Below are 26,232 nucleotides of genomic sequence, written 5' to 3'. Positions count from 1 at the left end.
TAATGTTCAGCTTTAGCATACATAGTGGCGATCCTCGATACCCTTCCAGCGGACCCCCCGATGTCAGAAGCAGTGTCCCGTCCCTCGTGGCAATTTGCCCGCTCCGATGAGACTGAGCAGCCCAGTCTGCGCGAGGTCAATGCCTCGATCAGGGTGCCCGACACCGGTCTCTGGTTCCGCCGCCTGTTCGCCTTCATGGGTCCCGGCTATATGGTCTCGGTCGGCTATATGGACCCGGGCAACTGGGCGACAGACCTCGCCGGCGGCGCCCAGTTCGGCTACACGCTGCTTTTCATCATCATGCTGTCGAATCTGATGGCGATCCTGTTGCAGGCGCTGGCCGCCCGCCTCGGCATCGCCACCGGCCGCGACCTCGCGCAGGCCTGCCGCGCCTATTATCCGCGTCCGGTAAATTTCCTGCTCTGGATCGCCTGCGAACTGGCGATCATCGCCTGCGACCTCGCCGAGGTGATCGGCACGGCGATTGCGCTGCAGCTCCTGTTCGGCATCCCGCTGATCGGCGGCGCCGTCCTCACCGCGCTCGACGCCTTCCTTGTGCTGCTGCTCATGAACAGGGGCTTCCGTTATCTCGAGGCGTTCGTCGTCGCGCTCCTGATCATCATCTTTGGCTGCTTCGCCATCCAGATCTTCGTCGCCGCCCCGCCCGCAGGCACAATCCTGCATTCGATGTTCGTGCCGTCGTCCCAGATCGTCACCAACCCGACGATGCTCTACATCGCCATCGGCATCATCGGCGCCACCGTGATGCCGCACAATCTCTACCTGCACTCCTCGATCGTGCAGACCCGCGCCTATGAGCGCACCGATGCAGGCAAGCGCGATGCCATCAAGTGGGCGACCACAGATTCGACCATCGCGCTGATCCTGGCGCTGTTCGTCAACGCGTCCATCCTGATCGTCGCGGCAGTGGCCTTCCACGGCACCGGGCACCAGGATGTCGCCGAGATCGGTCAGGCTTTCGAATTGCTGTCGCCGCTGTTGGGCTTGAGCATTGCCTCGATCCTGTTCGCGGTCGCGCTGCTCGCCTCCGGGCTCAACTCGACGGTCACCGCCACGCTTGCCGGCCAGATCGTGATGGAAGGCTTCCTGCGTCTGCGCATTCCGCAATGGGCGCGCCGCCTGCTGACGCGCGGCCTTGCCATCGTCCCCGTCGTGATCGTCACCGCGCTCTACGGCGAAAAGGGCACGGCCCAGCTCCTGGTCTTCAGCCAGGTCATCCTGTCGATGCAGTTGCCCTTCGCCGTTGTGCCGCTGGTACAGTTCGTCTCGGATAAGAAGAAGATGGGCAGTTTCGTCATCTCGCGCGGCGTCGCCGCACTCGCCTGGGTAGTCGCGGCGATCATCCTAGTGCTCAACTTCAAGCTGCTCTTCGACACTTTTGCCGGCTGAGTTCGAGCCGCGACATCCCGGCCGGCCGCGCTATCTTCTGAAAGCATGACCGTTTCGGACGACGCCCGAAAATTCTACGCCAAACTGATGGCCGCGCATGCGCGCTCCGCCGATCCCCGCATCGAGGAGGCGTTCGCCTCCGTGCCGCGCGAGGCCTTTCTCGGCCCTGGACCTTGGACAGTCTTTGCCGGCGACGGAGCGTTCAAAACCCCGACTGCCGATCCAAGCTACATCTACCAGAACGTGCTGGTGGTGCTCGATGCCGACAAGGGCATCAACAACGGCGAACCGGTTCTGCACGCCATGTGGATCGGGAAGATCGAACCGAAACCCGGCGAAGCCGTCACCCATATCGGCGTCGGCACCGGCTACTATACCGCGCTGCTGGCAAGGCTGGTCGAGCCCGGCGGCAGCGTCACCGCCTTCGAGATCGAAGCAGATCTCGCCGCGCAAGCCAAGGTGAACCTCGCGGCCTACCCCAATGTCGAGGTCGTTGCCGGCGACGCTGTCGCCGGCCCGCTGCCGCCCTCCGACATCATCTATGTCAATGCTGCCGTCATTGCCCCGCCCCCTGCGTGGCTGAGGGCGCTCAGGCCCGGCGGCCGGCTGATCTTCCCCTGGCGGCCGGCGCAGCGTATCGGCCTCGCCGTGCTGGTCACCCGCATGCAGGCGGGGTTCGCCTGCCGACCCTTCATGGGTTCCTGGTTCATCCCTTGCGTCGGCGCCTCCCTCGCCGGCCCGGACGCAAAAGTGCCAACCCGCGAACGCGCCAGCCGCACGCGCTCGATCTGGCTGACCGAAGACAAGGCGCCCGATCGAACCGCCACCGCCGTGTTCGGCGATGTCTGGTTTTCGTCCCGCGCCATGCGCGCCGACAGCGAACGATAGAAATCTGCGGGAGTCTGTGTCGGAACGCAGGCTCGTCGCCCGTCCTTAGGCCGAAATCCGGCCGCGACGGCACGGATCACGAAAAGGGAGAAGACAGGTGCGCAAGATTATCGCCGCCACATTCGTCAGCCTCGACGGGGTCATGCAGGCGCCGGGCGGCCCGGAAGAAGACCCGGTCGGCGGCTTTCAATTCGGCGGCTGGACCTTCCATTACTTTGACGAGGTGGCGGGCGAGGCAATGGACGAATTGTTCTCCACGCCCTTCGCCCTGCTGCTCGGTCGCAGAACCTATGACATCTTCGCCGCGTACTGGCCGTATCAGAAAGATCCGATAGCAGATGCCTTCAACCCGGCGACCAAATATGTCGCGACGCATCGGCCGGATAGCCTGACCTGGCAGAACACGCAGGCGCTTGGACCAGATGTCGTTGCCAGACTCAGGCAGCTCAAGCAGGAAGACGGACCCGATCTGCTCATCCAGGGTTCGGGCAATCTGATCCAGACCCTGCTCGCCAATGGGCTGATCGACGAGATCCGGTTGATGATCTTCCCGCTGTTGCTGGGCAAGGGAAAGCGCCTGTTCGGCGATGACGCGATGCCCGCCGCCTTCAAGCTCATCAAGTCGCAAACCACCAGCACGGGTGTCATCATGGCGACCTATGAACGTGGCGGCGACGTCAAGACCGGATCTTTTGCGACAGAGCAGCCTTCCGAAGCCGAGCTCGAACGGCGCAAGAACTGGAAGTAGCGCCAAGGTTCCTCGCCCCCAAAGCGGGGGCGAGGAACGAAAAGTGTCGCTCACGCTGCCTGGCGATGCCGCGCCAGACCCTCGCGGATATGAGTGGCGAATGCCTCTGCCGTCGGCGTGACCGCATGCTTCGGCAGGTGCAGGTTGACGGAAAAATTCGGCAGCGCCGGTAAGTCGGCGTCGGACAGGATGTCGAGGTCGGCCGGAACCGTCGAGGCGAGCCAGGTGGTCACCGCAAGGTCCGACCGTACCGTTGCGGTCGTTGCGTCGATGTTACCGTTCTCGAACACGGTGCGCCAATCGAGCCCATGCGTGCCGAGCGCCGCCAGCACCGCCGGACGGAAGGCGCAGGTATCCGCGACCATGGAGACCGGCAAAGGCCGCTTCAGGCGCGCGGAGCCGCCTTTGGCGCCGACCCAGACCAGCCGATCGACCACCAGGCATTCGCCGGCCGTCGGACCGGCCCGCTCCTCGATGACGGCAAGGTCGATTGTCCCCGCCGCCAGCGCCGCCGCGAGTTCCGGCGAAGAGGCGCAGACCAGCGAAATCTCCACCTGCGGATAGGCTTCGGCGTAGGTTTTCAAAACAGGTTGCAGCAATGTGCCGACAAGGTCGTAGGGCACGCCGATCCGCACCCCGCCGGCGACCGCCTTGCCGCTTATCTCCGCCAGGATCTCGTCATTGAGCCGCAAGAGACGCCGGCCCTTGCCGAGCAGCCGTTCGCCCGAACGCGTCAGTCTCAAGCCGCGGCGGTCGCGCTCGAACAACATCTGGCCAAGGATCTCCTCCAGCCGCTTGATCTGCTGGCTGACGGCGCCCTGGGTCAGATTGAGGGCGTTGGCCGCGGCCGTCATGCTGGCTTTGTCGGCCGTCGTCACGAAGGTGCGGACAAGTGTGGTGTCGAGATCGCGGAACATCGCTGCATTATAATCACTAATGCAGACCATATCCAACATTGCATTTACTGATAGCGCCCAGCGCCTAACATGCAGGCTCCTTCCACCGTGGAGGCTTTGGATGTCCGAAACCATCATCCCCCTTGTCCTGTTCGCGTTGATCTCGACCTCGACGCCCGGCATCGCCACGACGCTGTCGACGGCATCCGGGGCGCAGTTCGGCTTTCGCCGATCGGTGCCGCTGATGGCCGGCAGCGCCGCGGGACTGGCCTCGGTAGCGGCGGCGGGTGCTGCCGGCCTGGCCGGGCTGATCGCCGCCGTCCCCTCGCTCCAGCTTGCGATGAAGATCGCCGGCTCGCTCTATCTGGTCTGGCTGGCGATCAGGATCGGCCGCAGCGGCCCGCCCAAGCTCGACGTGAGCATGGCCAGGCCGAACAGCTTCTTCGGCGGCGCCGGCATCCAGTGGATGAATCCCAAGGGTTGGGCAATGGGCCTGGGTGCGGCCGCCTCCTTCGGGGCGCTTGCCGACGGCCCCTTGCAGTTGGCATTGCTGCTCGGTGCCGTGTTCGGCCTTGCCGCGGCCGTCTCGCTGTCGCTCTGGTGCGTAGCCGGCACGCTGCTGGCACGTTTGCTACGAACCGAGCGGCAATGGCGCGCGCTCAACATCGTGCTTGGCCTGCTGCTGGCCGCCTCCATCCTGCAGATGTGGCGGCCAGCCTGAGGCGGGCAAGTCTTTCAGGGTTGCGAAGTCTATTCCGCCGGCATGGCGACCGGGCGGGCGAGCGCGCGACCCGCGAGCACCACACCCAGCCCGACGATCGGGAATACAGCCGCCACCAGACCGAGATCGGCCGGCGCGCCGAAGCGCAGCACCGCACCGCCGACCACCGCGCCAAGGGCGACGCCGAAATAGAGCGCCGAGGCGTTGAGCGAGAGCACGATCGGGGCGGCATCGGGCGCTATTTTGATGATCCGGCTCGCCTGGGCCGGCGGGAAGGCCCAGCCGACGATGCCCCACGGCACCATCATGCCCATCAGCGCCGGCCCGGCGATCGAATGCGGCAGGAAGGTCGGGATCAGCGAGAGGGTAACGAGCATCGCTGCGCTCAGCCCCAGCGACCAGCAAACCGTGCGCGCCGCGCCGAAACGGTCCGCCGCCTGGCCGCCGGCGATGTTGCCGATGACGGCGCCAACGCCGAATGCGAGCAGCATGCCGGGAAGCGCCAGCGGACTGAGGCCGCCGCCCTCGATCGCCAGAGGCGCGATGAAGGCAAAGACGGTGAAGGCGCCGACGAGCGCCAGCACGGTCGTGACCAGGATCGGCAACACGCCGGGACGGACCGCCGCCGCGAGCCGCGCCTTGAGCGGCAGCCTGGTGCCGACAATGCCGCGCGGCAGCCGCCACCACAGGATCGCTCCGGCAAGCGCGCCGAGGCCGGCAATGGCGAAGAAGGGGCCGCGCCAGCCGGCAATCGCCGCCACCAGCGCGCCGAGCGGCGCGCCGACCGCGACCGCCACCGTGGTGCCGCCGACCACGACCGCGATGGCGCGGGCCCTGTGATGGTCGTCGACCAGCGCCACAGCGGTGCCTTGCGCGGTTGCCGCGAACAGGCCCGACGATAGCGCCATGACGATGCGTGCTAGGAGCAGCAATTCGAATGACGAGCTTCGCGCCGCGACAATATTGCCGATGACGAAGAACACCAGCGTCCACAGGATGACGCGCCGCCGGTCCCACTCGCCGGTCAGCGTCGCCAGGATCGGCGCGCCGATCGCATAGGCGAGCGCGAAAGCGGTGATCAGCGAGCCGGCGAGCGGAACGGAGATGCCGGCATCCGCAGCGATATCGGGAAGAAGGCTGGAGATGACGAAGCCTTCGGTCGAGATCGCAAACGATCCGAGCGCAAGCCAGAAGATCCGCTTGTCCATGGGATATGTCCTTTGTTCAAAAGTTATTGAACAATTGGACCTGAAGGGGCATGATGTCAACGGAGCTTGGGCAAATTAGCCGAACCCTGCTGACAGCCCTGTGTCAGGACGGCATAGAAACCGGGAAGCTGCGTAACCAAGCAAGAAGCGGAGACGCGTTGAAGTTGGTGCCGTTTGCGCTTAATTCTCAGCCATGACCTTGCCTCATCCGACCGCCGATCAGATCAGCCTGCCGATCGTGCTTGCCGTGCTCGGCGACCCGACCCGGCTGGCAATCGTGCGCTTTCTCGCCAGCAAGGAAGGCGTGCCGATGAACTGCGGCAAGTTCCTCGACCTCGCCTCCAAGACCAATCTCAGCTACCACCTCGCCAAGCTGCGCGAGGCTGGCGTGACGCGCACCGAAGCGGTCGGCACCAGCCGGCTGATCACCCTGCGCCGCGACGACCTCGACAGGCGCTTCCCCGGCCTGCTCGACAGCGTGATCGCGGCCGCCGGCGAGGACAAGGCGCTTCCAGCGGTCGGCACCGCCGACACCGAGATCGACGCCTGATGCGCATTGCGCTTCTGGCCGATATCCATGGCAACGTGCTGGCCCTCCAGCCTGCCGGATCGCGTTGTGCGGCCATAGCCATCGCAGCGAGCTCATCCGCATTCCCGGCGGCGCATGTCTTCGAGCAGGGCAGCCGGCAGCGCCCTACGGCATCGTCGAGCGGATGCCTCCGGCCGCTGCGACCGCTTCGAGGCGATCGCCGTGGACTATGACCATGAAGCAGCCGCAAAGCAGGCCGAAGCAGGGCGACGGCCGGAATGGGCGCGCGCGCCGCGGACCGGATTTATAAAGATTGAGCGCAGCAGCTCATATTTGATTGAGCGAAGCTATATCTGATTGAGCGGAAACGCCAGGATTGCAGTGCATTTAAGCATGAAGCGCAAAGTCACGCTCCGATCGACATTGCTGATCGCCGCACCTTTGCTGCTGGCCGCCGTGCCGGCTTTGGCCCAGGACGCGCCAGCCACGATCATTTCGATCATCGGCGGCCTCGCCCCGGACGATCTCCTCAACATCCGCACCACCGCCTCCCCGGATGGAAAGATCGCGGCGCGCCTGCCCAACGGCGCAGCCGTGAAGAATTACGGCTGCAAAACCGTCAAAAACTATCCCTGGTGCAAGGTCGAGGACACGCAGGACGCGCACATCACTGGATGGGCGCCGGCCCGCTATCTCAGCCCGAACAACCCGGCCCCGGCGCCCGAGGATGCCGCCGTGCCGGCAACTGACGCCGGCCCGCCACAGGAAGCGAACGCGCCCGAGCCTGCCGAAGAACCGCAGCCGGACATCGCCGCGCGCCTGGGTCGCAGCGAGCCGGCCGATCCGCCATCCGCGGCCGATATCAGCGCCATCGCCATGCAGGATGCCTACGCCCTCGCCTTCGCCGCCTCGGCAATCACGGAGTCCGACACCCCTGCGCCAGACGCCGCCGGCGGCATCCCCTGCGCGCGTCAGATCGGCCAGCCGATGACCCGCTGCGAGATCAGCGTCGCACATGAGGCCGGCGACAGCGTCGTGACCGTGACCTGGCCGGACGGCGGCACGCGCATCATTCACTTCCATGACGGCAAGCCGGCCGGCTCGGACTCCTCCGACGAATTCCGCTTCACCCGCGAAGGCAGCTTGAACATGATCCGCATCGGTGTTTCGGAGCGCTTTGAGATCACGGATCAGCTGGCACTGGGGAATTGATAGGCTGAAGACGCCGGCGGGACAGCGCCCCCCTCTGTCCTGCCGGACATCTCCCCCACGTGGGGGGAGATCGGCTGTTTTGGCGCCCCGCTTTTTCTTCACCATCGAAAATTGGCGAAAGCAGTCGTGACGTCCAACCTCCTCCCTCGTGGGGGAGATGCCCGGCAGGGCAGAGGGGGGCGCGAAGGAATGAGACGCCTGTTTTGTTCCGGCACGCCAACCCGCAAAACCCTCATTTTCGGGGTTACATCCGCCAAAACTCTTCCCTATAAGGCCCTCCTAGCCTGATACCAGAATCGCAAGCACAACCGGCCGGGTCCTCCCCGCCCGGTTTGTCGTGCAAGCCGCTCGCCGAACGGAATCCATAGACCATGCCAAGACGCACCGACATCAAGTCGATCCTGATCATCGGGGCCGGCCCCATCGTCATCGGCCAGGCATGCGAGTTCGACTATTCCGGGACCCAGGCCTGCAAGGCGCTGAAGGAAGAGGGTTTCCGCGTCATCCTGGTCAACTCCAACCCGGCCACGATCATGACCGATCCGGAGCTGGCCGACGCCACCTATATCGAACCGATCACGCCGGAAGTGGTGGCGAAGATCATCGCCAAGGAGCGCCCCGACGCGCTGCTGCCCACCATGGGCGGCCAGACCGCGCTCAACACCGCGCTGTCGCTGCGCCGCATGGGCGTGCTCGACCGCTACAATGTCGAGATGATCGGCGCCGATGCGCATGCCATCGACAAGGCCGAGGACCGCGCGCTGTTCCGCCAGGCGATGAGCAAGATCGGGCTGGAGACGCCGCGCTCGATGCTGGCCAACGCCACAGAAGTCAAGGACGCCGACCGCAAGATCCACGAGGCCGAGCGCGCCGCGCTCAAAGCCGAGAACCCCGAAAACCTCGATGCCGCGCTCGACGCGCTGGAGACGCGCTGGAACCTCGGCGAAGGCGACCGCAAGCAGCGCTATATCAGCCACGCCATGGCGATCGCGGCGCAAGCGCTCGACCATGTCGGCCTGCCGGCGATCATCCGCCCCTCCTTCACCATGGGCGGCACCGGCGGCGGCATCGCCTACAACCGCGCCGAATTCTACGACATCGTCCAGTCCGGCCTCGACGCCTCGCCGACCACCGAGGTGCTGATCGAGGAAAGCGTGCTCGGCTGGAAGGAGTACGAGATGGAAGTGGTCCGCGACAAGGCGGACAACTGCATCATCATCTGCTCGATCGAGAACCTCGACCCGATGGGCGTGCACACCGGCGATTCCATCACCGTCGCGCCGGCGCTGACCTTGACCGACAAAGAGTATCAGATGATGCGCAACGCCTCGATCGCGGTGCTGCGCGAGATCGGCGTCGAGACGGGCGGCTCCAATGTGCAGTTCGCCGTCAACCCGGCCGATGGCCGCCTGGTGGTGATCGAGATGAACCCGCGCGTCTCGCGCTCGTCCGCGCTCGCCTCGAAGGCGACCGGCTTCCCGATTGCCAAGGTCGCGGCAAAGCTTGCCGTCGGCTACACGCTGGACGAGCTGGAGAACGACATCACCGGCGGCGCGACGCCGGCCTCGTTCGAGCCGTCGATCGACTATGTGGTGACCAAGATCCCGCGCTTCGCCTTCGAGAAATTCCCCGGCGCCGAGCCGGTGCTGACCACCGCCATGAAGTCGGTCGGCGAGGTCATGGCCATCGGCCGCAGCTTCCAGGAATCGCTGCAGAAGGCGCTGCGCGGACTGGAAACCGGCCTCACCGGCCTCGACGAGATCGAGATCCCCGGCCTTGGCTCGGCAGACCACGTCGACGACCGCAACGCCATCCGCGCGGCGCTCGGCACGCCGACGCCCGATCGGCTGCGCATGGTGGCGCAGGCGATCCGCATGGGTACCTCGCTCGAAGACGTGCACGCCATGTGCAAGATCGACCCATGGTTCCTCGAGCAGATCGCCGGCATCATCGCCATGGAAGAGCGCATCCGCGAGCACGGCCTGCCGCAGGACGCGGCGAACCTGCGCATGCTGAAGGCGATGGGCTTTTCCGACGCACGCCTCGCGTCGCTGACCAGAACCGACGCCGAAGTCATTCAGAAGACCAGGCAAAAGCTCGGCGTTCATCCGGTCTATAAGCGCATCGACACCTGCGCCGCCGAGTTCGCCTCGCCGACCGCCTATATGTACTCGACCTATGAGACGCCCTTCGCCGGCGAGCTCGCCAACGAGGCGCGTGTGTCGTCGCGCAAGAAGGTCGTCATCCTCGGCGGCGGCCCGAACCGCATCGGCCAGGGCATCGAGTTCGACTATTGCTGCTGCCATGCCGCCTTTGCGCTGCGCGATGCCGGCTTCGAGGCGATCATGGTCAACTGCAACCCGGAGACCGTGTCGACCGACTACGACACGTCCGACCGGCTCTATTTCGATCCGCTGACGCCGGAGGACGTGCTGGAGATCCTGCGCGCCGAGCAGGCCTCCGGGGAACTGGTCGGCGTCATCGTCCAATTCGGCGGCCAGACACCGCTGAAGCTGGCCGACGCGCTGGAGAAGGCCGGCATCCCGATCCTCGGCACTTCGCCCGACATGATCGACCTTGCGGAAGATCGCGACCGCTTCCAGAAGCTGTTGCACAAGCTCGGGCTCACCCAGCCGAAGAACGGCATTGCCTATTCGGTCGAGCAGGCGCGCCTCGTCGCTGCCGAGCTCGGCTTCCCGCTGGTGGTGCGCCCGTCCTATGTGCTCGGCGGCCGCGCCATGCAGATCATCTACAATGAAGGCATGCTGCAGACCTACCTGCTCGACACCGTGCCCGGCCTGGTGCCGGAGGACATCAAGCAGAAATACCCGGCCGACAAGACCGGCCAGATCAACACGCTGCTCGGCAAGAACCCGCTTTTGTTCGACACTTATCTCACCGGCGCCACCGAGGTCGATGTCGACTGCCTTTGCGACGGCAAGGAGACCTTCGTCTCCGGCATCCTGGAGCACATCGAGGAGGCCGGCATCCATTCGGGCGACAGCGCCTGCTCGTTGCCGGTATATTCGCTGCAGCCGGACCTCGTCGACGAGCTGGAACGCCAGACCGCCGCACTTGCCCGGGCGCTCAATGTCGGCGGCCTGATGAACGTGCAATACGCCATCAAGGACGGCACGGTCTATGTGCTTGAGGTCAATCCGCGCGCCTCGCGCACCGTGCCCTTCGTCGCCAAGACCATCGGCCGTCCCATTGCGAAAATCGCCGCCCGCATCATGGCCGGCGAGACGCTGGAAAACGCCTTCGCGCATTACGGCGCCATGCCCGACGCGCGCAATCCCGGCCATATCGCGGTCAAGGAAGCCGTCTTCCCCTTCGCCCGCTTCCCCGGCGTCGACATCCTGCTCGGGCCGGAAATGCGCTCGACCGGCGAGGTCATGGGCCTCGACCGCGACTTTGCGCTGGCCTTCGCCAAGAGCCAGTTAGGGGCCAATGTCGACCTGCCCCGCTCCGGCACGCTGTTCGTCTCGGTGCGCGACGAAGACAAGAAGGGGATTCTGCCCGCCGTAAAACGCCTCGCCGAGCAGGGCTTCAAGGTGCTTGCCACTTCCGGCACCGCCCGCTTCCTCGCCGAGAACGGCGTGACGGCGGAAAAGATCAACAAGGTACTCGAAGGCCGCCCCCACATCGAGGACGCCATCCGCAACCGCCAGGTCCAGATCGTCTTCAACACCACCGACGGCCAGAAAGCCGTGTCGGACTCGAAGTCGCTGCGGCGTGCGACACTGATGCAGAAGGTGCCGTATTACACGACCCTGTCGGGCGCGGCGGCCGTGGCCGAAGCGATCGCGGCGCTGCGGGCGGGGAACCTCGAAGTGCGGCCGCTGCAGGAGTATTTTGGGTGAGGCTATTGGCGCAGCTTCGCCGCCTCGCCGATCCTGCACCGGCGCGATTGGCGAAAGCCGCGATGGCGGCTGATCTTCCCACTTGTGGGGGAGATGTCCGGCAGGACAGAGGGGGGCGCGCCGTAGAGCGCGACTGCGTGCCCGTTCATCTCAGCGCATTTTGGTACCGGCACCGATTAGCAACTCCGGAACCCCGCTTCCCCGCGTTCTGCCCGTAGGCTAAAAATCTGCGATGGGTGACATCTCCGAAGACGAAATCGATCTGCGCTGCCCGCAGGTGGTCGCCGACAACGCCGCCAAGGGGCTGCGCCTGCGCAAGGAGTTCGGCCGCGGCGGCACCGAGATCGGCGTGGCGCGGGCGACAGAGCTGAAGAGCAGGCGGAAACTTTCACCCTCGACCATCCGCCGCATGGTCAGCTATTTCGCCCGCCATGAGGTCGACAAGCGCGGCAAGAACTACGGCGACGAGCAAAATCCCTCTGCCGGCTACATCGCCTGGCTGCTGTGGGGCGGCGACGAAGGCCGCGCCTGGGCGCTGGAGATGAAGAAGAAGGTCGGCAACGCGCCGGATATCTGAGCAGCAAGCGGAGCGCTCTCTTCCTGGAATTGCTTCACAAAAACCCTATGAACCGCCCGGCGAAAAGCACGCAGGTCCACAGGCCGAGCGAAATCACGGCCAGGACGGCCGCGATGCCCCCGGCCGACTCGGCCACGCCGCTCGTGCGGGTCAAGTGCGTGAAGGCTAGGAAATTGGTCCCCGCCAGCAGGATCAGCGTCATCTTGGCAAGGAAGACCGGCATCGCCGCATAGGTGCTCGCCTTTACCGAAAACAGCAACGCCCCGGTGATGATCGCGCCGCCAAACGCCCCAAGGGCTACGCGGCGCAGCAATGCGACGAACGCCGCCTGCGGCAGCGAGCGGAAGGCACCACAGATCCTGAGGTCCATCAGAACGACGCTGGTCAGGAGCGCGCCGATCGCCATGATGTGCAGCGCGTTGACGACAGGATAGGCGACGAAGGAGGCCTTCAGCCCCCGCACCAAGGCAAGCTGCTCGATGCCGGCCAGAAACTCCGCCATCTAGGCCGGCGGCAGACGGTCGGGATACACGTCGTAGCGCTTGCCGCCGACGATGATGCGCACCGCCTTCATGCGCTTTTCCGCCTCCTCGCGCGAGCGATGGCCGATCGCGGTCACCGCGTCGCCGACCTTGGCGACCTCCTCGGTGAAGCCGGCGGCGATGGTGCGGGCCGGCGGCGCCATCTCCACCCGCCACACCTCGCCCTGCGCATCGACGTCCAGCGTCGCATGCGGATTGCCGATATAGATCGCCGCGATCTTGCCCTTGAGCTCGAAGAACTCGTCCTGCGTCCACGACCAGCCGTGATGGGCATAGGCGGCAGTGCCTGCAGCAAACATCAATGCCGCCGCCAGCACGACACCCTGCATATGGTTCAACGGCAACTGCATCGCCCATTTCCTCCACTCTTCCCGCCAGCGGTCGAAAGTAGGCTACGGCCCGGCCAGGTCAAATCACATCGGAGCTTCAGCCCGGCATGGCACGAATTTCGGGTCCGCGGCGTCCATAGCACGATCAGGCCTTGCTACAGGCCTTCATGCTCCCCATTTTCGCTTCTCCTGGCCGCTCATGCATCGGAGGCGGTCGAACTCACGTCTGAGCGAGGCAAAACATGAGCAGCATGAGGGACCGTCAGGAAGGCTTCGAAAAGAAATTCGCAATGGACGAGGAGACGAAGTTCAAGGCCGTGGCGCGCCGGAACAAGCTGCTCGGCCTGTGGGCCGCCGAAAAGCTCGGCAAATCCGGCGTGGATGCCGACGCCTATGCGAAAGAGGTGGTGCGCGCGGATTTCGAGGAAGCGGGCGACAACGACGTGTTCCGCAAGGTCCGTGCCGACTTCGACGCGGCAGGCGTCGTCCAGTCGGATGCCCAGATTCGCCAGGCCATGGACGAGTTGCTGGCAACGGCGGTCGAGCAGATCAAGGCGAGCTGAGGACCCGCTGCGGGGGCAGAAACCACCCCTCACCCGTGATGCGCCACCGCCAGTTCCTTCACATGCTTCTCGTGCATTTTCAGCACCGGCAGAGTCTTCTTGGCGAATTCCTTCAGCGCCGGGTCGTCGCCGGAATTGGCATAGGTGCTGAACAGCGCGACCGCGTCCCTGTGCGCATCCATCAGCATCTTGATATACTTCCGGTCGAACTCTGTGCCGCTCGCCTGTTTGAGCTCGCCTAGCATCTGCTGTTCCTTAGGCCCCAGGGCGGGGCCGGCAGGCTTGATAGAAGCCGTCGTCTGGCCCTGGCTCATCGCCGCCTTGAAATCCTCCCCTGCCTTGGTGTGGTCCCTGACCATCTCGTTGGCAAAAGCCTTGAGTTCGTCCGACTGCGACTTCTCCTCGGCCAGCCTGCTCGCCTGGATTTCGAACTCATTGGCATTGGGTACGGTGGTGACGAAAGTCTGCGTGTCGACCTTATTGTCTGCCGCCATTGGCGCGACATCGTTGCTGTCGCTCGACTGAGCAAGAGTGGCCTGCGCGCCGGCAAGGAGCGCCATGGCGGCCGCGGTCAGAAGCGTTTTCATCTGGAATCTCCGATCAGCCCCTTGCACTTCCAACGCGAAATGGCGCTGCCGGTTGCGTTGAGGGCCCGTGAAGGAGGCTGTGTTGAGAGTCAGGGTCAGGCCGAGCCGAGGATGGCGGTTCCGAGAACCGGAGCGGAGAGTGCTTGAAGTACGTGAACACCGAAGCGCAGGACACCGCCATTCGCAGCCCGGCATCACCTGAACATCAGCACGGCCTATCCCTTCACGCCGCCGGCGGTTAGGCCGGAAACGATCTTGCGTTGGAAGATCAGCACCAGCACCACCAGCGGCACCGTGACGATCACCGAAGCGGCCATGATGTTGCCCCAGGGGATCTCGAATTGCGAGTTGCCGGAAAGCAGCGCGATCGCCACCGGCACCGTGCGCTGCGCGTTGTTGGAGGTGAAGGTCAGCGCAAACAGGAACTCGTTCCATGCGCCGATGAAGGCGAGCAGCCCTGTCGTCGCCAATGCTGGCCACATCAGCGGCAGGAAGACGCGAGTGACGATGATCCATGGCGTCGCGCCGTCGAGGATCGCCGCTTCCTCGATTTCGACCGGCAGGTCGCGCACGAAGGCGGTGAGCACCCAGACCGTGAACGGCAGCGTGAAGATCATGTAGGAGAAGATCAGTGCGATGAGCGAATTGTAGAGGCCAAAGGCCCGGATGATCTCGAACAGGCCGGCCAGCACCGCGACCTGCGGAAACATCGACACCGACAGTATGGCAAGCATCAGTGCCGAACGGCCGCGGAACCGGACGCGTGCAAGCGCATAGGCGGATGTCACGCCGAGCAGCAGCGAGATGAGCACGACCGCGCCCGAGACGACCAAGGAATTCAAGAGATTGCGCAGGAAAGGACCTTCGACCAGCACGTTCCTGTAGTTGGCGAGGCTTAACGCCTGCGGCCAAAGGCTCGCCTCGAACAACTCGGTGCCGGATTTCAGGCTAGTGACGACGGCGTAATAGAGCGGAAACACCGCGACGAAGACGATTGCCCCCACCAGCAGGAAGAAGCCTAAACGCTTCAACATCGCCATCTCAGCGGCCTCCTTCCAGCTCTATCCGGCCAATGCGGATGTAGGAAATGGTGAGCAGCGCGACGATCAGGAAAAGCACCGTCGAGGCGGCCGAGCCATAGGCGAACTTGTCGAACTCGAACAGGTTCTCGCGCACGAACACCGACATCGATTTGGTGTGCACATTGTTGGGCGTCAGCACGTAGATCAGGTCGAAGATGCGCAGCGCGTCGAGCGCGCGGAAGATCACCGCAACCATGACCGCCGGGCGGATGAGCGGCAAGGTCACCTTCCAGAAGATCTGCCACGGATTGGCGCCGTCGAGCCTGGCGACCTCGATAACATCGCGCGGCAGCATCTGCAGCGCGGCGAGGAAAAGCAGCGCCATGAACGGTGTCGTCTTCCAAATGTCGACGATCAGCACCGCGATCATCGCCGTGTCGGTGCTCGCGGTCCAGGCGATTTTGGCGTCGATCAGGCCAAGGTTGAGCAGCACCGCATTGATGATGCCGAACTGGTCGTTGAGCATCCACTGCCACATCTTGGCCGAGACGATGGTCGGGATCGCCCAGGGAATGAGGATCGCCGCCCTGACGAAGCCGCGGCCTCTGAAGTCGGCGTTGAGAACGAGCGCCACGATCATGCCGAGGACCGTTTCGCAGCTCACCGACACCACGGCAAACAGCAGCGTGTTCCACACGGCGCGCCACCAGACCGGATCGGCGAGCAGCCCGTCATAGAGCACGCGGCCGCTCGGCATGCTGAGCATCGAGAAATAATTGTCGAAGCCGACCCATTGACGGGCGTCGAGATCGGCCAATGAGGCGTCGGTGAAGCTGTAGTAGAAGGTGCGCAGGAGCGGCCAGCCGGCGACGGCGGCAAGGACCAGAAGCATCGGCGCCAGAAACAGCCAGGCCGAGCGCACGCGTTGCCGCATCAGGCGCGAGCGGCTCACAGGCATCGCCCTCACCAGCCCTTGCCCTTCAGCCTGGTCAGCCTGGCTTCGAGATCGGCCAGATTGTCGGCGGCGCTGCCGTCGCCCGACATGGTGTTGTGGACGGCCGTCCAGAATTGGCTCGAGGCTTCGTTGTACTTGATTTTGGCGACCGCCGAAGGGCGCGGCGCCGCGTTGAGGAATATCTGCTTCCAGCGCGGGACGATCGGCTGTTCCCTGGCGATATCGGGATCGTCATAGAGCGCTTTGATGGTGGGCAGGTTGGACGTCCTCAGCGTCCGATACTTCTGCATCTCGGGCGAGGCGATGAACTTCACCAGATCGATCGCCGCGTCCTGGTGCTTGGAATATTTGGAAACCGCGAGATTCCAGCCGCCGAGCGTTGCCGTCGGCCGGGCGCCCTCGCCGGTTCCTGCCGGCAGCGGCGCCACATCGAACTTGCCCTTGATCGGTGAGGTCTCGCTGTTGCCGAGCGCATAGGCATAGGGCCAGTTGCGCATGAAGACGGCATTGCCGGTCTGCCAGACGCCGCGCGATTCCTCTTCCTGGTAGGCGAGCACGCCCGGCGGCGCAATGGTGCCGATCCAGCCCTTGACCATGTCGAGCGCGGCCGCGGCTTGTCGATTGTTGATGGAGACCGTGCCGTTGGGCTCGATGATCTGGCCGCCGCCATTCGACATCACCCATTCGAGCGCATCGCAGGTCAGCCCCTCATAGGCGTTGCCCTGGAAGACGAAACCCCACAGGTCCTTGTTGCCGGCGGTGCGCTCCTTGTCCATGACGAGCTTGGCGGTGTCGGCCAGTTCCTGCCAGGTGGTCGGCACCTTGCCGCCATATTTGTCGAGCAGATCCTTGCGGTAATAGAGTGCCGGCGCGTCGGTGAAGATCGGCAGCGCCACCAGCTTTCCGTTCACGGTCTGCGACTGGATGATCGACGGGAAGTGCTCGGCCACGATATCCCTGGTCGCCGCGGTGAGATCGACGAGTTGGCTGGCAAGCTGCGGCGCCCAGATCACGTCGGTCTGGTAGACGTCGATGTCGCTGTTTCCCGCCGCGAGCCACAATCTGAACTGACCGAACTGGTCGGTGCCCGACGGCGGGATCACCACGACGTCGACCTTGTTGCCGCTCTGCTTCTGGTAGCGGTCGAGTATCTCGCGCAAGACCTTGATGCCGTTGCCCGTGTCGCCCGACACGATCGACAGCTCGACCCCGCGAGCCGGCGCCACCGCGAGCATCACGCCGACGGCAAGTGCAAGGAATGCGCGGTAAAATTTCATGCTGGTGGGCCTCGCCTCGGAACCGTCCACGCGGACCTTGCCGCGTCGGCTGATGATGACCCTCCGCCCGCATTGAATGCGGAGCGACGCTTCGGGGTTCCCGACATGGCCATCGGGGACGGGTCCGGGAGCGGACTGACCCCAGTCACTCAGTTTAGGGAGATCTCGCGATTGGCCGCAGGCCCAAAGCGGGCGGGCTCCGAAACCCGCCGCCCCGGAGCCCGCCTTGGAGTGGCTGACGCATGCCGGCACAGCCTCTCCGACGCCTTGCCAGCGTCGATCCGCCGATCGGCCGCCCTGCACCACGACGCATTAGCATGTCCTAACGTCAGCTTGTGTGAAGCGGTTCACGATGCGCCCTGCATTCGGTTGTGTCGCTGAAGGCAAATGCTGCGAAGCGCCTAGCCTTCCCAGGCCACCGGAACCATGCCCAGCCGCTCGTAAAGCCTGAAGGCTGCGGGGTTCTTCACCGTGTTGGTCTTGAGGTCGACATGGGCGGCACCTTTGTCGCGGAAAGTCAGGAACACGTGCCGCATCAGCGCCTCGCCGATGCCGTGCCTTCGCGAGTCCGGATGAACGGCGAGATCCTTGACGAAGCCCGACGCCCAGCAAAGCGCGGCGCCCGCCAGCAGCCCCTTGCCGTCGATGACCAGGAAACAGAGGTCCGGATCGAACTCGGTATCGCCAGAGATGCGCTGCCACCATTCGTCGAACGGACCTTCGGCGCCGTCGTCGAATGCCTCTTCCAGCAGTGCGTGCAGGGCCTGCGCATCCCTGTGCTCGAACGGGCGCATAACGAAGCCTTCCGGCCAATGCGGCGCGGTCAGCGCATCGTCGAGAAGCTTGCGAAGGCGGACATCGTTGAGGGCCGGCGGCCGGCGGCTGTCAGTGTCACGCATGCAACTGCCCCAAAGACCGATGGGACGCGCCTCGTTGCCGGCGCTCAGGCGCCCGGCTGCAGGCGGCGCCGGTCGACGCCGAGACCCGTTTGATCGAGCAGGCCCTTGCGCTTGGCGTCGTAATAATAGCCTGTCTGATAGAGCTGGTCGGCCCGCTTGGCATTGCCGCCCGAGACCAGCCAGGCGCCGCGCAGGTATTTGACAGCGTATTTGAGATTGGTCTCGGCGTCGAACAGGCCGGCTGCCGGCCCGTCATAGCCCATGCCGCGTGCGGTCGCGTGCTTGATCTGCATCAGCCCCCAATGCCCGTGATTATAGGCCTTCGGATTGAAGGTGCTCTCGCGGTTGACGACATGGCGCACCAGATCGACCGGCACTTCGTAGATCGCCGAATATTTCTCGATCAGCCGCTCGATCTCGGCGCGCGGACCTGTGGCATGCTGTTCGGGCTGGCCCGGTTGGGCAAGCAGCGCCGGGTTCTGCGGCATCACATAGGCGACCTGCTGCACGCCCGGCATGGGAGCCACCTTCGCTGATTGGCCGGTGACCGGCATGGCAACAGCGGCGCTCTTGTAGGCGGCGGCCTGCTTGAGCGCACCGGGGCCGGTCGGCGATGCGCCGGCCAGCAGCACCGGCGGCGGCGGAAACTGCCCGGCGACGGGTGTCGAGCCGGCGAACGCGGCAGGTTGCGCCGGCGGCGGAAGGGCGGCGCCGGGCTGCGCGGGCGGCGGCAACGGCGCGCCAGCCGTCGTCGCGCCAGGCGCCGTCGCCCCAGGTGCCGTCGCCAGGGCCACGGCATCGCCGGTCAGCGCCGCCGTTTGCACCTGAGCGAGGCCGGAAGGCTCCGGCAGCACAGCAACGGTTTCGGGCAGCGCGATGGTGGGTGTGTCGTCCTCGGCGGCCGGCGTCGATGCCGCCGCAAGCGCCGGCGAGGGTTTCATCTGTGAGGTCGAGGTACAGCCGCTGAGGCCGGCAGCGGCAACGAGCACGCCGATCGCGGTGAGGATGATTTTCGCTGCCAAGCCCTGCAGGTCCGATTGTCGGTTGTTGAAGAGTCCTTACACCAGCGATTCCAGCCGGGCAATCAGGGCCAGTGTGCAGCTTTCGGGTGGCGAGACTCGAAGCAAACTGCGATATTGTTCCCCATCTGTACTGGAGATGTACCCGTTTTTCGCAGTTTGCGGAAAGGAGCGCACCATGGAAAAGGCATTGCCGATCACGGCCGGCCACGCAGTGTTAGAAACAGTGATCGGCTTCATGGGCGTCGCCTGGAGCGAAAAGGGCCTGATCCGGCTCTGCCTGCCCGAGCGTAGCCGCGAAGCGGTCGAGCGCCGCCTGTTTCGCCATGCCGGAGGCTCCACCTCCACCGAACAGCCGCAATGGGTGGTCGAACTGATCGCCTCGATCAAGGCCTATGCGGCCGGGGAGGATGTCGATTTCTCCGGCGTGCCGGTCGATCTCGACGGCGTCGACGATTTCCGCCTCGCCATCTATGACGCTGCGCGCAAGCTCGGCTTCGGCGAGACCACCACCTATGGCGAACTGGCCAAGCGGGCCGGCCATGCCGGGCTTGCGCGCGAAACCGGTGCAGCCCTCGGCGCCAATCCGGTGCCGCTGGTCATTCCCTGCCACCGCATCCTTGCCGCCGGCGGCAAGATCGGCGGCTTCTCGGCTACCGGCGGCTCCGCCACCAAGGAGAAGATGCTGGCCATGGAAGGCGTGCGGGTCGGCCCGCCGCCCGCCGCTCAGGCATCATTCGCGTTCTGACACAGCTTGCCGAACGCCGGACTCTAATGGCGCGGAAAGATCCGCCGTCGGAAATGCCGGTCGAAGTCCGGCCGTTTGCAGATATAGACGGGGCAGGATTTGATATCGGCGCTCGGCACATAGGCCCGCGCCCTCACCTCGCCCATGTTGCAGAAGCGCTCGTCCTGCACATAGCGGTCATAAAGCGGCAGTCCCGGCACGCGCATCGACTGGTACCGCAGGATGACCGCGCCCTGCCTGGCGATCGTCGCCCGCACGCGGTCGCAGCTCATGCGCGTCGGGTCGTAGCGCGAGACGGCCTGCGCCTCGGCGGCCACCAACATCAGGCAGGCGGCAAGCAGAATTGTCCTCATGATATTCTCCCGCAACAGCAAGCGTATCTTCCCTCCACAACGCATCCCCGGCTGCAAACCTTCCAAGCGCAGTGGGCTCCGTTGGACGCTATCGCGGCACATGCCGGTAACGCCATCTTGTTTTCGTTCGCGAACCATACTATATCCGGCGCATTGAATTTGGCCGATCGATCGGGCCGCGATCTTCGCGTTTGCTGACGTCTATCTCCAAAATTTCGATACCACCGGCCGGGCTTTGGTCCGGTCAAACGAAGCAAATGTGAAGGACTCTACATGGCAACTGGTACGGTTAAGTGGTTCAACGCCACCAAGGGCTACGGCTTCATCCAGCCCGACAATGGCGGCGCGGACGTTTTCGTCCACATCTCCGCCGTCGAGCGCGCTGGCATGACCACCCTCGTTGAAGGCCAGAAGATCAGCTTCGAGATCGAGCAGGACCGCCGCACCGGCAAGTCCGCTGCTGGGTCTCTGAGCAAGGCAGCCTGATTTGGCGCTGGCATTTTGCAGCCGGGCGTGATCGCCTGGCATTGCACAATGCGCCTAGTTAGCGACGCGCACCGGGCGAGAGCCTGGAGCGGGCGGCAAGTCACGGATGTACTGACGGTCGTGCGATAAGCGCGCCGGAGCGAAAGGACCCGACAAGCTGGAACAGCAGATAGCTGCCGGCCCGGCCTCAACGCTTCCGATCAGGCTACCGGCATAGGAAGGCGGGCATTGTCCCGCCTTTTTTGTTGCCTGAATTGGCAAGCCGCCGCCCGCGCTTGTGGTCCCACTTTTGGTACTTTTAGCCCAATTGTAGTATGATTCATGACCAAGCTCGAACAGATCGAAAAGTCCGTTGCCGAACTCAGCCCTGAAGAGCTGGAGGCGTTTGCCGCGTGGTTTGAGACGCTGCAGGCCGATTTGTGGGACAAGCAGATTGAGGCCGACGCAAAGGCGGGCCGGCTGGACAAGCTGCTGGCCGAAGCACGCGCCGAAATAGCTGCCGGCAAACTGCGTGACCTGTGAGGCACAGAGCTACCGCTAGTTTTTGGACAAGATACAATTCTTTGCCAAAGGCCGTTCGCCGTACCGGCCGACAAGAACTTCACTTCGATGAGACCAATCCGCGACATCCATCCCTCCATTTCAAAAGGTGGGAGAGCTTTGGTCGGCGAGGATAGACGACACTTATCGGGCCTTGGCCCTCGAAAGCGCTGATGGCTTCGACTGGATCTGGATCGGCACCCATGCCGAATACGATCGTCTCATCAAATAGCCAGCATTCGGCGGCTGCAAAATGCTGCGGCATAGAAACAGACTACCCAACCCACTTGATCGGCACGTGCCTCTTGTCCGTCTCGACCCGCTTCAGCCACTCCACCACGGCCGGATGGGCGTCGAGCTGGAAGCCGCCCATCTCGGCGGTGTGAGTGTAGGCAAAGAGCGCAATGTCGGCGACGCTGTAGCTGGCGCCGGCAAAAAAGGCGTTCTGCTCCAGATGTTTGTTCATCACGCCGAGCGCCTTGCCGCTCCAAAGTCAGCGCCAACCGTTCCGGCGTCGCATCCTTCGCGCTCTCGGGAAATGTGAGCAGCGCCTTGCGCACCGCGATATAGGGCTCGTGGCTGTACTGCTCGAAGAACAGCCACTGATAGGCCAGCGCCCGCTCATATCTGTCGGCCGGCAGGAAGCGTGTGCCCTCGGCGAGATAGAGCAGAATGGCGTTGGATTCAGCGATGCGTCGGCCGTCGTCGAGCTCGAGCAGCGGCACCATCGCGTTGGGGTTCTTGGCGACATAGTCGGCCTTGCGCGTCTCCCCGGTGTGCGAGCTCACTTCGATGCGGGTGAAGGGAATGCCGAGCTTTGCCATCAACAGACGCGGCTTGTAGCAATTGCCGCTGTCGATCATGTCATAAAGGATCATGGCCCTCTCCGCGCGCGACGAACGATCGGAGGCCTCTAACTCGCCTGTGCGGGGTTCATCCAGTGATTTGTTTTTGAGTGAAAGCATCAGCGGCGCTGATGCAGAGGCACTACCTTGTTGTCCATACCGAGCAGCGCATCGATCGCCAGCGGCTCTTCGTTGAAGATGGTGCCGGCGATCGCCGGGCGGGCGAGGTGATATCCTTGCAGGAGGTCGACGCCACCATCGAGCGCGACGCGCAGATGCGTGGCATGCTCGATGCCCTCGACCAGCACCTTGGCGCCGCGGTCGTGCAGCGTCGAAACCAGCGGCCGGAAGAACCGCTCGGCGGCGGCATGGCGGCAGAACTCGGCAAACCAGCCGCCGTCGATCTTGACGATGTCGGGCGACAGCAGGCCGATGCGCGCTTCGGTCGAATGTCCGGTGCCGAAGTCATCGATGGCGATGCGGACACCGTCGCGCCTCATCTCGCGCACGAGACCGGCGAGCACATGCTCGTCGGCTGCCTGCTCGGTGATCTCGCAGACCAGCATGGCCGGTTCGAGGCCGAAATCGCCGAGATGCCTGGCCATCAGCCGGATCTCGGCGAGCGCCCGCCCGAAATGATCGTTGATCATCGGATTGTAGTTGAAGAACAGGGTAAGGCCATCGACGCCGATGTTGCGGTAGTTGCCGAGATGCAGCATCCGGCACATCGTCTCGACGAACAGCCGGTCCTTTGCCACAACGCTGTCGAAGAAAACTTGCGGCGCAACGGTCGTCGCGACGCGCCGCGGCTCGATCAGCGCCTCGACGGCGACGGGTTGCAGCGATCTGCCACGCGGCGCGAAGATCGGCTGGTAGGCGCTCCACAGCCGGAACTCGCCATAGACGCCGAATTGAAGGCCGATCTCGTCTTCGAAGATCGCTTCGGCGACACTTCGCCGCCTTTCGGGGCGCTGCCTGTCGGGCCGCCCGATCATGGCGTCACCTTGCGCCCAAACGCCTTGGTCGGGCGAGCTGACGCCACCGGAGCGGGACTGGCGGCCGCGATCGTTTTGCCGTCCCCGGCCGCGGGCGCCTGCACGCTCTTGCCGAAGACGCGAGGACTGATCGAGGCCAGCTCCGGCCGGGCAAGCACATAGCCTTGCACCATCGACGCCCCGGATTTCTCGGCGAGCTCGAGCTGCCAGCCTTCCTCGATGCCTTCGAAAACCGTGCGGATGCCCTGACTTTCGAAGCTCGTCACCATCGTTGTCAGCAGCGCGAATCCGGCTCCGGACTCCATCAGCTGCGTGATCCAGTTGGCGTCGAACTTGACGATGTCCGGCCGCAATTCCTTGATGCGGTTGATGTCGGATTCGTCGGCGCCGTAATCGTCGACGGCGATGCGGAACCCGTTGGCGCGCAGCGCCTCGACGAAGCTGTAGAGCGCTTCCTGCGAAGCCGATTTCTGCTCGGTGACCTCGCACACGATACGGCGCGGGTCGATGCCGGCCTCGTGCAGCACCAGCCGCATGTCGCGCAGCGCCTTGTCGACGATGGCGCGGTCGGTGAACACCGACGGATCGAAATTGACGAAAATCGACGCCTCTTGCGGCAGACAGCCGCCGGCGTTGAGCAGATGCAGCGTCCTGGTCAGCGCCTCGATGTGCAGCCGGTCGCCTGCGGGGCAAGTGCCGAAGAAGCTCATCGGCGATTGCGGCTCACCGTCGCGGAACGGGCGGATAAGCCCCTCGAAGGCGACGAGCGAAAGCTTGCCTCCATCGAAGGCGAAGATTGGCTGGAAGGCGCTCTGCAGCGTGTAGACTCCCCAGACACCGCTTGAGGTGCCGTCATCATGACGGATGATATGGGCAAGCCCGATGCTGCGCGACAAAGGTCCCTCGCTCCGCAGAGTAAGCGGAATTCGATCTGCCATCCTGCCAGCCAAGGGTTTACCGCTCGTTGATGAATTTATAGTTGCCGCTCACGCCACCTTGACCTCTGGATCACCCGACAATGCTTGCGCTTGGCCCGATGATGCGACATGAGAGGCGCCGCGGCCGATCCTGGCCGCGCCCTTCTCTTGGAGACGCTCTGTCATGGCCTTTCTTGCCGACGCCCTTTCCCGCGTGAAGCCTTCCGCGACTATCGCGGTGACGCAGAAAGCGCGTGAGCTGAAAAATGCCGGCCGTGACGTCATCGGCCTCGGCGCCGGCGAGCCGGACTTCGACACGCCCGATAACATCAAGAACGCGGCGATCGAGGCGATCCGCCGTGGCGAGACCAAGTACCCGCCGGTCTCCGGCATCGCGCCGCTGCGCGAGGCGATCGCCAAAAAATTCAAGCGCGAGAACAATCTCGACTATCGACCGGAGCAGACCATCGTCGGCACCGGCGGCAAGCAGATCCTGTTCAACGCCTTCATGGCGACGCTGAACCCCGGCGACGAGGTCATCATCCCGCGGCCCTATTGGGTGAGCTACCCGGAAATGGTGGCGATCTGCGGCGGCACGTCCGTCTTTGCCGACACCTCGATCGACAACGGCTTCAAGCTGACGGCTGAGGTGCTGGAAAGGGCGATCACGCCGAAGACGAAATGGCTGCTGATGAACTCGCCGTCCAACCCATCGGGCGCCGCTTACACCGAGCGTGAACTCAGGGCCCTGGCCGACGTGCTGCTCAAGCACCCGCATGTCTGGACGCTGACCGACGACATGTATGAGCACCTGACCTATGGCGACTTCGTCTTCAAGACCATCGCCGAGGTCGAACCGAGCCTCTACGAGCGCACGCTGACCATGAACGGCGTGTCGAAGGCCTATGCCATGACCGGCTGGCGTATCGGCTACGCCGCCGGCCCGGTGCCGCTGATCAAGGCAATGGACATGATCCAGGGCCAGCAGACTTCCGGCGCCTGCACCATTGCGCAATGGGCGTCCGTCGAGGCGCTCAACGGCCCGCAGGACTTCATCGCCAAGAACAAGGCGATCTTCCAGGGCCGGCGCGACCTCGTCGTGTCGATGCTCAACCAGGCGCGCGGCATCTCGTGCCCATCGCCGGAAGGCGCCTTCTACGTCTATCCGTCCTGCGCTGAGCTGATCGGCAAGAAGACGAAGGCCGGCAAGGTCATCGACAATGACGAAGCCTTCTGCTCGGAGCTGCTCGACGCCGAAGGCGTTGCCGTTGTGTTCGGATCGGCCTTCGGCCTCGGCCCGAACTTCCGCATCTCCTACGCAACATCGGAGGCGCTGCTGGAGGAAGCCTGCGCCCGCATCCAGCGCTTCACTGCGTCGCTGACCTGATCGGCAACGCCGCCATCCACAAAAACCCGGCTTCGCGCCGGGTTTTTGTTGGACGGCAATCAGCCGCCATACTGTTCGTCGGAGACCGCCTCGAGCCACTCGGCATGGACGCCGTCCAGCGCTTCCTGCATGGCGACATGCGTCATCGTGGTCTTCGGCCCGGCGCCGTGCCAGTGCTTTTCGCCCGGCGCGAAGGAGATGACGTCGCCGGCCCTGATCACCTCCATCGGCCCGCCCCACGTTTGCGCAAGCCCGGCGCCGCCCGTGACGTAGAGCGTCTGGCCGAGCGGGTGCGTGTGCCAATGCGTGCGGGCGCCCGGTTCGAAACTGACCAGGGTTGCCCTCAGCCGCGCCGGCGCCTCCTTCTCGATGATCGGCGTCTGCAGCACCTTGCCGGTGAAATACTTTTCAGGCGCGATGATCGTCGGCACGCTGCCGCACGCAATGATCTTCATCGTAGAAACTCTCAAATCGTTAGGGACCGTCCGCCGCAGCGGGAGGTCATTTTCTTGCTATATGGCGACCGACGCAATCGCCTTTGAGCGCTTGAGCCACCGGGCTGTTCGAAACCGAGCACAAAACCAAAGCCGGCGCATTTCCTATTTTCCTTGCCCTCTCCGCTAACCCGTGTGACGATGGCCTTGGCAGGTGGTGAGCAACAACCCCGCCCGCGACGGCTGAACAGGCCGGCCGCCGCTCCCAGGGAAACGCCTGAG

General features: G+C 64.4%; 27 protein-coding genes and 1 pseudogene. 13 read left to right on the top strand and 15 right to left on the bottom strand.

Going from position 1 to position 26,232, the window contains the following annotated elements:
* The first annotated feature begins 60 nt into the window (after positions 1-60).
* From CK215_RS23670 to CK215_RS23660, 3 genes are all read left to right on the top strand, one after another.
* Positions 61-1,410, top strand: coding sequence for an Nramp family divalent metal transporter (locus CK215_RS23670; protein WP_095832365.1), 1,350 nt, complete (start codon positions 61-63; stop codon positions 1,408-1,410).
* A 45-nt stretch (positions 1,411-1,455) separates the two neighbouring features.
* On the top strand, positions 1,456-2,298 hold the full coding sequence (locus CK215_RS23665) for a methyltransferase domain-containing protein (RefSeq protein WP_095832364.1): 843 nt from the start codon (positions 1,456-1,458) through the stop codon (positions 2,296-2,298).
* Between the two features lie 97 nt (positions 2,299-2,395).
* Positions 2,396-3,046 (top strand): dihydrofolate reductase family protein, encoded by a 651-nt coding sequence (locus CK215_RS23660; RefSeq protein WP_095832363.1) that lies wholly within the window; start codon positions 2,396-2,398, stop codon positions 3,044-3,046.
* A 50-nt stretch (positions 3,047-3,096) separates the two neighbouring features.
* Here CK215_RS23660 and CK215_RS23655 read toward each other — a convergent pair whose 3' ends face one another.
* Complete coding sequence (locus CK215_RS23655; protein ID WP_095832362.1) at positions 3,097-3,963, bottom strand: LysR substrate-binding domain-containing protein; 867 nt, start codon at positions 3,961-3,963, stop codon at positions 3,097-3,099.
* Between the two features lie 100 nt (positions 3,964-4,063).
* Here CK215_RS23655 and CK215_RS23650 point away from each other — a divergent pair, with 100 nt between their 5' ends.
* Positions 4,064-4,663: a LysE family translocator gene (locus CK215_RS23650; RefSeq protein ID WP_095832361.1), complete on the top strand. Its 600-nt coding sequence runs from the start codon at positions 4,064-4,066 to the stop codon at positions 4,661-4,663.
* Positions 4,664-4,692: 29 nt separating this feature from the next.
* On the opposite strand, the gene CK215_RS23645 is transcribed toward CK215_RS23650, so the two are convergent.
* On the bottom strand, positions 4,693-5,871 hold the full coding sequence (locus tag CK215_RS23645; RefSeq protein WP_095832360.1) for an MFS transporter: 1,179 nt from the start codon (positions 5,869-5,871) through the stop codon (positions 4,693-4,695).
* Between the two features lie 193 nt (positions 5,872-6,064).
* Here CK215_RS23645 and CK215_RS23640 point away from each other — a divergent pair, with 193 nt between their 5' ends.
* The 4 genes from CK215_RS23640 (at position 6,065) to CK215_RS23620 (ending at position 12,052) form a co-directional block, all read left to right on the top strand.
* On the top strand, positions 6,065-6,421 hold the full coding sequence (locus CK215_RS23640) for a helix-turn-helix transcriptional regulator (protein ID WP_095832359.1): 357 nt from the start codon (positions 6,065-6,067) through the stop codon (positions 6,419-6,421).
* Between the two features lie 402 nt (positions 6,422-6,823).
* Positions 6,824-7,612: an SH3 domain-containing protein gene (locus tag CK215_RS23630; protein ID WP_348628614.1), complete on the top strand. Its 789-nt coding sequence runs from the start codon at positions 6,824-6,826 to the stop codon at positions 7,610-7,612.
* A gap of 371 nt (positions 7,613-7,983) precedes the next feature.
* A complete protein-coding gene (gene carB, locus CK215_RS23625; RefSeq protein WP_095832356.1) occupies positions 7,984-11,475 on the top strand; it encodes a carbamoyl-phosphate synthase large subunit in 3,492 nt (1,163 codons plus the stop codon).
* Positions 11,476-11,707: 232 nt separating this feature from the next.
* Positions 11,708-12,052: a hypothetical protein gene (locus tag CK215_RS23620; protein WP_170950367.1), complete on the top strand. Its 345-nt coding sequence runs from the start codon at positions 11,708-11,710 to the stop codon at positions 12,050-12,052.
* Positions 12,053-12,086: 34 nt separating this feature from the next.
* On the opposite strand, the gene CK215_RS23615 is transcribed toward CK215_RS23620, so the two are convergent.
* Both CK215_RS23615 and CK215_RS23610 read right to left on the bottom strand, forming a co-directional pair.
* Positions 12,087-12,554 carry a hypothetical protein gene (locus CK215_RS23615; protein ID WP_095832355.1) on the bottom strand — a complete coding sequence of 156 codons (468 nt, stop codon included), beginning with the start codon at positions 12,552-12,554 and terminating at the stop codon, positions 12,087-12,089.
* On the bottom strand, positions 12,555-12,944 hold the full coding sequence (locus tag CK215_RS23610; protein ID WP_095832354.1) for a DUF6152 family protein: 390 nt from the start codon (positions 12,942-12,944) through the stop codon (positions 12,555-12,557).
* Between the two features lie 221 nt (positions 12,945-13,165).
* Here CK215_RS23610 and CK215_RS23605 point away from each other — a divergent pair, with 221 nt between their 5' ends.
* Positions 13,166-13,486, top strand: a complete 321-nt coding sequence (locus CK215_RS23605; protein WP_066994550.1) for a DUF1476 domain-containing protein — start codon at positions 13,166-13,168, stop codon at positions 13,484-13,486.
* A 29-nt stretch (positions 13,487-13,515) separates the two neighbouring features.
* On the opposite strand, the gene CK215_RS23600 is transcribed toward CK215_RS23605, so the two are convergent.
* From CK215_RS23600 to CK215_RS23575, 6 genes are all read right to left on the bottom strand, one after another.
* Positions 13,516-14,073 carry a DUF4142 domain-containing protein gene (locus CK215_RS23600; RefSeq protein ID WP_095832353.1) on the bottom strand — a complete coding sequence of 186 codons (558 nt, stop codon included), beginning with the start codon at positions 14,071-14,073 and terminating at the stop codon, positions 13,516-13,518.
* A 215-nt stretch (positions 14,074-14,288) separates the two neighbouring features.
* Complete coding sequence (locus tag CK215_RS23595; RefSeq protein ID WP_095823228.1) at positions 14,289-15,113, bottom strand: carbohydrate ABC transporter permease; 825 nt, start codon at positions 15,111-15,113, stop codon at positions 14,289-14,291.
* A 1-nt stretch (position 15,114) separates the two neighbouring features.
* Positions 15,115-16,053, bottom strand: a complete 939-nt coding sequence (locus CK215_RS23590) for a sugar ABC transporter permease (RefSeq protein WP_095832392.1) — start codon at positions 16,051-16,053, stop codon at positions 15,115-15,117.
* A gap of 5 nt (positions 16,054-16,058) precedes the next feature.
* Positions 16,059-17,327 carry an ABC transporter substrate-binding protein gene (locus tag CK215_RS23585; protein ID WP_095826540.1) on the bottom strand — a complete coding sequence of 423 codons (1,269 nt, stop codon included), beginning with the start codon at positions 17,325-17,327 and terminating at the stop codon, positions 16,059-16,061.
* A 401-nt stretch (positions 17,328-17,728) separates the two neighbouring features.
* Positions 17,729-18,226: an N-acetyltransferase gene (locus tag CK215_RS23580; RefSeq protein WP_095832352.1), complete on the bottom strand. Its 498-nt coding sequence runs from the start codon at positions 18,224-18,226 to the stop codon at positions 17,729-17,731.
* Positions 18,227-18,270: 44 nt separating this feature from the next.
* Positions 18,271-19,248, bottom strand: coding sequence for a lytic transglycosylase domain-containing protein (locus tag CK215_RS23575; RefSeq protein ID WP_095826542.1), 978 nt, complete (start codon positions 19,246-19,248; stop codon positions 18,271-18,273).
* 175 nt (positions 19,249-19,423) lie between these two features.
* Between CK215_RS23575 and CK215_RS23570 the strand changes: the two genes are divergently transcribed.
* Positions 19,424-19,993: a methylated-DNA--[protein]-cysteine S-methyltransferase gene (locus tag CK215_RS23570; protein WP_095832391.1), complete on the top strand. Its 570-nt coding sequence runs from the start codon at positions 19,424-19,426 to the stop codon at positions 19,991-19,993.
* Positions 19,994-20,016: 23 nt separating this feature from the next.
* Here CK215_RS23570 and CK215_RS23565 read toward each other — a convergent pair whose 3' ends face one another.
* A complete protein-coding gene (locus CK215_RS23565) occupies positions 20,017-20,346 on the bottom strand; it encodes a hypothetical protein (protein WP_095781324.1) in 330 nt (109 codons plus the stop codon).
* Between the two features lie 273 nt (positions 20,347-20,619).
* On the opposite strand from CK215_RS23565, the gene CK215_RS23560 reads away from it, so the two are divergent.
* Positions 20,620-20,832 carry a cold-shock protein gene (locus CK215_RS23560; RefSeq protein ID WP_066994534.1) on the top strand — a complete coding sequence of 71 codons (213 nt, stop codon included), beginning with the start codon at positions 20,620-20,622 and terminating at the stop codon, positions 20,830-20,832.
* A 321-nt stretch (positions 20,833-21,153) separates the two neighbouring features.
* Positions 21,154-21,354 (top strand): hypothetical protein, encoded by a 201-nt coding sequence (locus CK215_RS23555; RefSeq protein WP_095781323.1) that lies wholly within the window; start codon positions 21,154-21,156, stop codon positions 21,352-21,354.
* A 292-nt stretch (positions 21,355-21,646) separates the two neighbouring features.
* Here CK215_RS23555 and CK215_RS23545 read toward each other — a convergent pair.
* From CK215_RS23545 to CK215_RS23535, 3 genes and pseudogenes are all read right to left on the bottom strand, one after another.
* Positions 21,647-22,250 (bottom strand): annotated as a pseudogene (locus CK215_RS23545) (glutathione S-transferase family protein).
* An 86-nt stretch (positions 22,251-22,336) separates the two neighbouring features.
* Positions 22,337-23,212 carry an EAL domain-containing protein gene (locus CK215_RS23540; RefSeq protein ID WP_095832351.1) on the bottom strand — a complete coding sequence of 292 codons (876 nt, stop codon included), beginning with the start codon at positions 23,210-23,212 and terminating at the stop codon, positions 22,337-22,339.
* The gene (locus CK215_RS23535; protein WP_095832350.1) at positions 23,209-24,108 is read right to left on the bottom strand and encodes an EAL domain-containing protein; all 900 of its coding nucleotides are present in this window, start codon (positions 24,106-24,108) and stop codon (positions 23,209-23,211) included. Before CK215_RS23535 ends, CK215_RS23540 begins: the two co-directional genes overlap by 4 nt.
* Positions 24,109-24,313: 205 nt before the next feature.
* Between CK215_RS23535 and CK215_RS23530 the strand changes: the two genes are divergently transcribed.
* On the top strand, positions 24,314-25,516 hold the full coding sequence (locus tag CK215_RS23530; protein ID WP_095832349.1) for a pyridoxal phosphate-dependent aminotransferase: 1,203 nt from the start codon (positions 24,314-24,316) through the stop codon (positions 25,514-25,516).
* Positions 25,517-25,575: 59 nt separating this feature from the next.
* Here CK215_RS23530 and CK215_RS23525 read toward each other — a convergent pair whose 3' ends face one another.
* Positions 25,576-25,971, bottom strand: a complete 396-nt coding sequence (locus tag CK215_RS23525; RefSeq protein ID WP_095832348.1) for a cupin domain-containing protein — start codon at positions 25,969-25,971, stop codon at positions 25,576-25,578.
* Positions 25,972-26,232: the final 261 nt, after the last annotated feature.

This window comes from Mesorhizobium sp. WSM3864 (assembly GCF_002294955.1).
Lineage (GTDB): Bacteria > Pseudomonadota > Alphaproteobacteria > Rhizobiales > Rhizobiaceae > Mesorhizobium.
The sequence above is the reverse complement of the archived record's forward strand: the minus strand, read 5'-3'. Positions and strand labels throughout refer to the sequence as shown.

Excerpts from the sequence above, each read along its gene's own strand:
- CK215_RS23650 (WP_095832361.1), top strand. The coding sequence starts at position 4,064 with ATGTCCGAAACCATCATCCCCCTTGTCCTGTTCGCGTTGATCTCGACC.
- CK215_RS23560 (WP_066994534.1), top strand. The coding sequence starts at position 20,620 with ATGGCAACTGGTACGGTTAAGTGGTTCAACGCCACCAAGGGCTACGGC.
- CK215_RS23570 (WP_095832391.1), top strand. The coding sequence starts at position 19,424 with ATGGAAAAGGCATTGCCGATCACGGCCGGCCACGCAGTGTTAGAAACA.
- CK215_RS23605 (WP_066994550.1), top strand. The coding sequence starts at position 13,166 with ATGAGCAGCATGAGGGACCGTCAGGAAGGCTTCGAAAAGAAATTCGCA.
- CK215_RS23565 (WP_095781324.1), bottom strand. The coding sequence starts at position 20,346 with ATGAGGACAATTCTGCTTGCCGCCTGCCTGATGTTGGTGGCCGCCGAG.
- CK215_RS23540 (WP_095832351.1), bottom strand. The coding sequence starts at position 23,212 with ATGATCGGGCGGCCCGACAGGCAGCGCCCCGAAAGGCGGCGAAGTGTC.
- CK215_RS23525 (WP_095832348.1), bottom strand. The coding sequence starts at position 25,971 with ATGAAGATCATTGCGTGCGGCAGCGTGCCGACGATCATCGCGCCTGAA.
- CK215_RS23610 (WP_095832354.1), bottom strand. The coding sequence starts at position 12,944 with ATGCAGTTGCCGTTGAACCATATGCAGGGTGTCGTGCTGGCGGCGGCA.
- CK215_RS23580 (WP_095832352.1), bottom strand. The coding sequence starts at position 18,226 with ATGCGTGACACTGACAGCCGCCGGCCGCCGGCCCTCAACGATGTCCGC.
- CK215_RS23665 (WP_095832364.1), top strand. The coding sequence starts at position 1,456 with ATGACCGTTTCGGACGACGCCCGAAAATTCTACGCCAAACTGATGGCC.
- CK215_RS23655 (WP_095832362.1), bottom strand. The coding sequence starts at position 3,963 with ATGTTCCGCGATCTCGACACCACACTTGTCCGCACCTTCGTGACGACG.
- CK215_RS23645 (WP_095832360.1), bottom strand. The coding sequence starts at position 5,871 with ATGGACAAGCGGATCTTCTGGCTTGCGCTCGGATCGTTTGCGATCTCG.
- CK215_RS23590 (WP_095832392.1), bottom strand. The coding sequence starts at position 16,053 with ATGCCTGTGAGCCGCTCGCGCCTGATGCGGCAACGCGTGCGCTCGGCC.
- CK215_RS23600 (WP_095832353.1), bottom strand. The coding sequence starts at position 14,073 with ATGAAAACGCTTCTGACCGCGGCCGCCATGGCGCTCCTTGCCGGCGCG.
- CK215_RS23615 (WP_095832355.1), bottom strand. The coding sequence starts at position 12,554 with ATGGCGGAGTTTCTGGCCGGCATCGAGCAGCTTGCCTTGGTGCGGGGG.
- CK215_RS23555 (WP_095781323.1), top strand. The coding sequence starts at position 21,154 with ATGACCAAGCTCGAACAGATCGAAAAGTCCGTTGCCGAACTCAGCCCT.
- carB (WP_095832356.1), top strand. The coding sequence starts at position 7,984 with ATGCCAAGACGCACCGACATCAAGTCGATCCTGATCATCGGGGCCGGC.
- CK215_RS23640 (WP_095832359.1), top strand. The coding sequence starts at position 6,065 with ATGACCTTGCCTCATCCGACCGCCGATCAGATCAGCCTGCCGATCGTG.
- CK215_RS23595 (WP_095823228.1), bottom strand. The coding sequence starts at position 15,113 with ATGGCGATGTTGAAGCGTTTAGGCTTCTTCCTGCTGGTGGGGGCAATC.
- CK215_RS23585 (WP_095826540.1), bottom strand. The coding sequence starts at position 17,327 with ATGAAATTTTACCGCGCATTCCTTGCACTTGCCGTCGGCGTGATGCTC.
- CK215_RS23530 (WP_095832349.1), top strand. The coding sequence starts at position 24,314 with ATGGCCTTTCTTGCCGACGCCCTTTCCCGCGTGAAGCCTTCCGCGACT.
- CK215_RS23670 (WP_095832365.1), top strand. The coding sequence starts at position 61 with ATGTCAGAAGCAGTGTCCCGTCCCTCGTGGCAATTTGCCCGCTCCGAT.
- CK215_RS23620 (WP_170950367.1), top strand. The coding sequence starts at position 11,708 with ATGGGTGACATCTCCGAAGACGAAATCGATCTGCGCTGCCCGCAGGTG.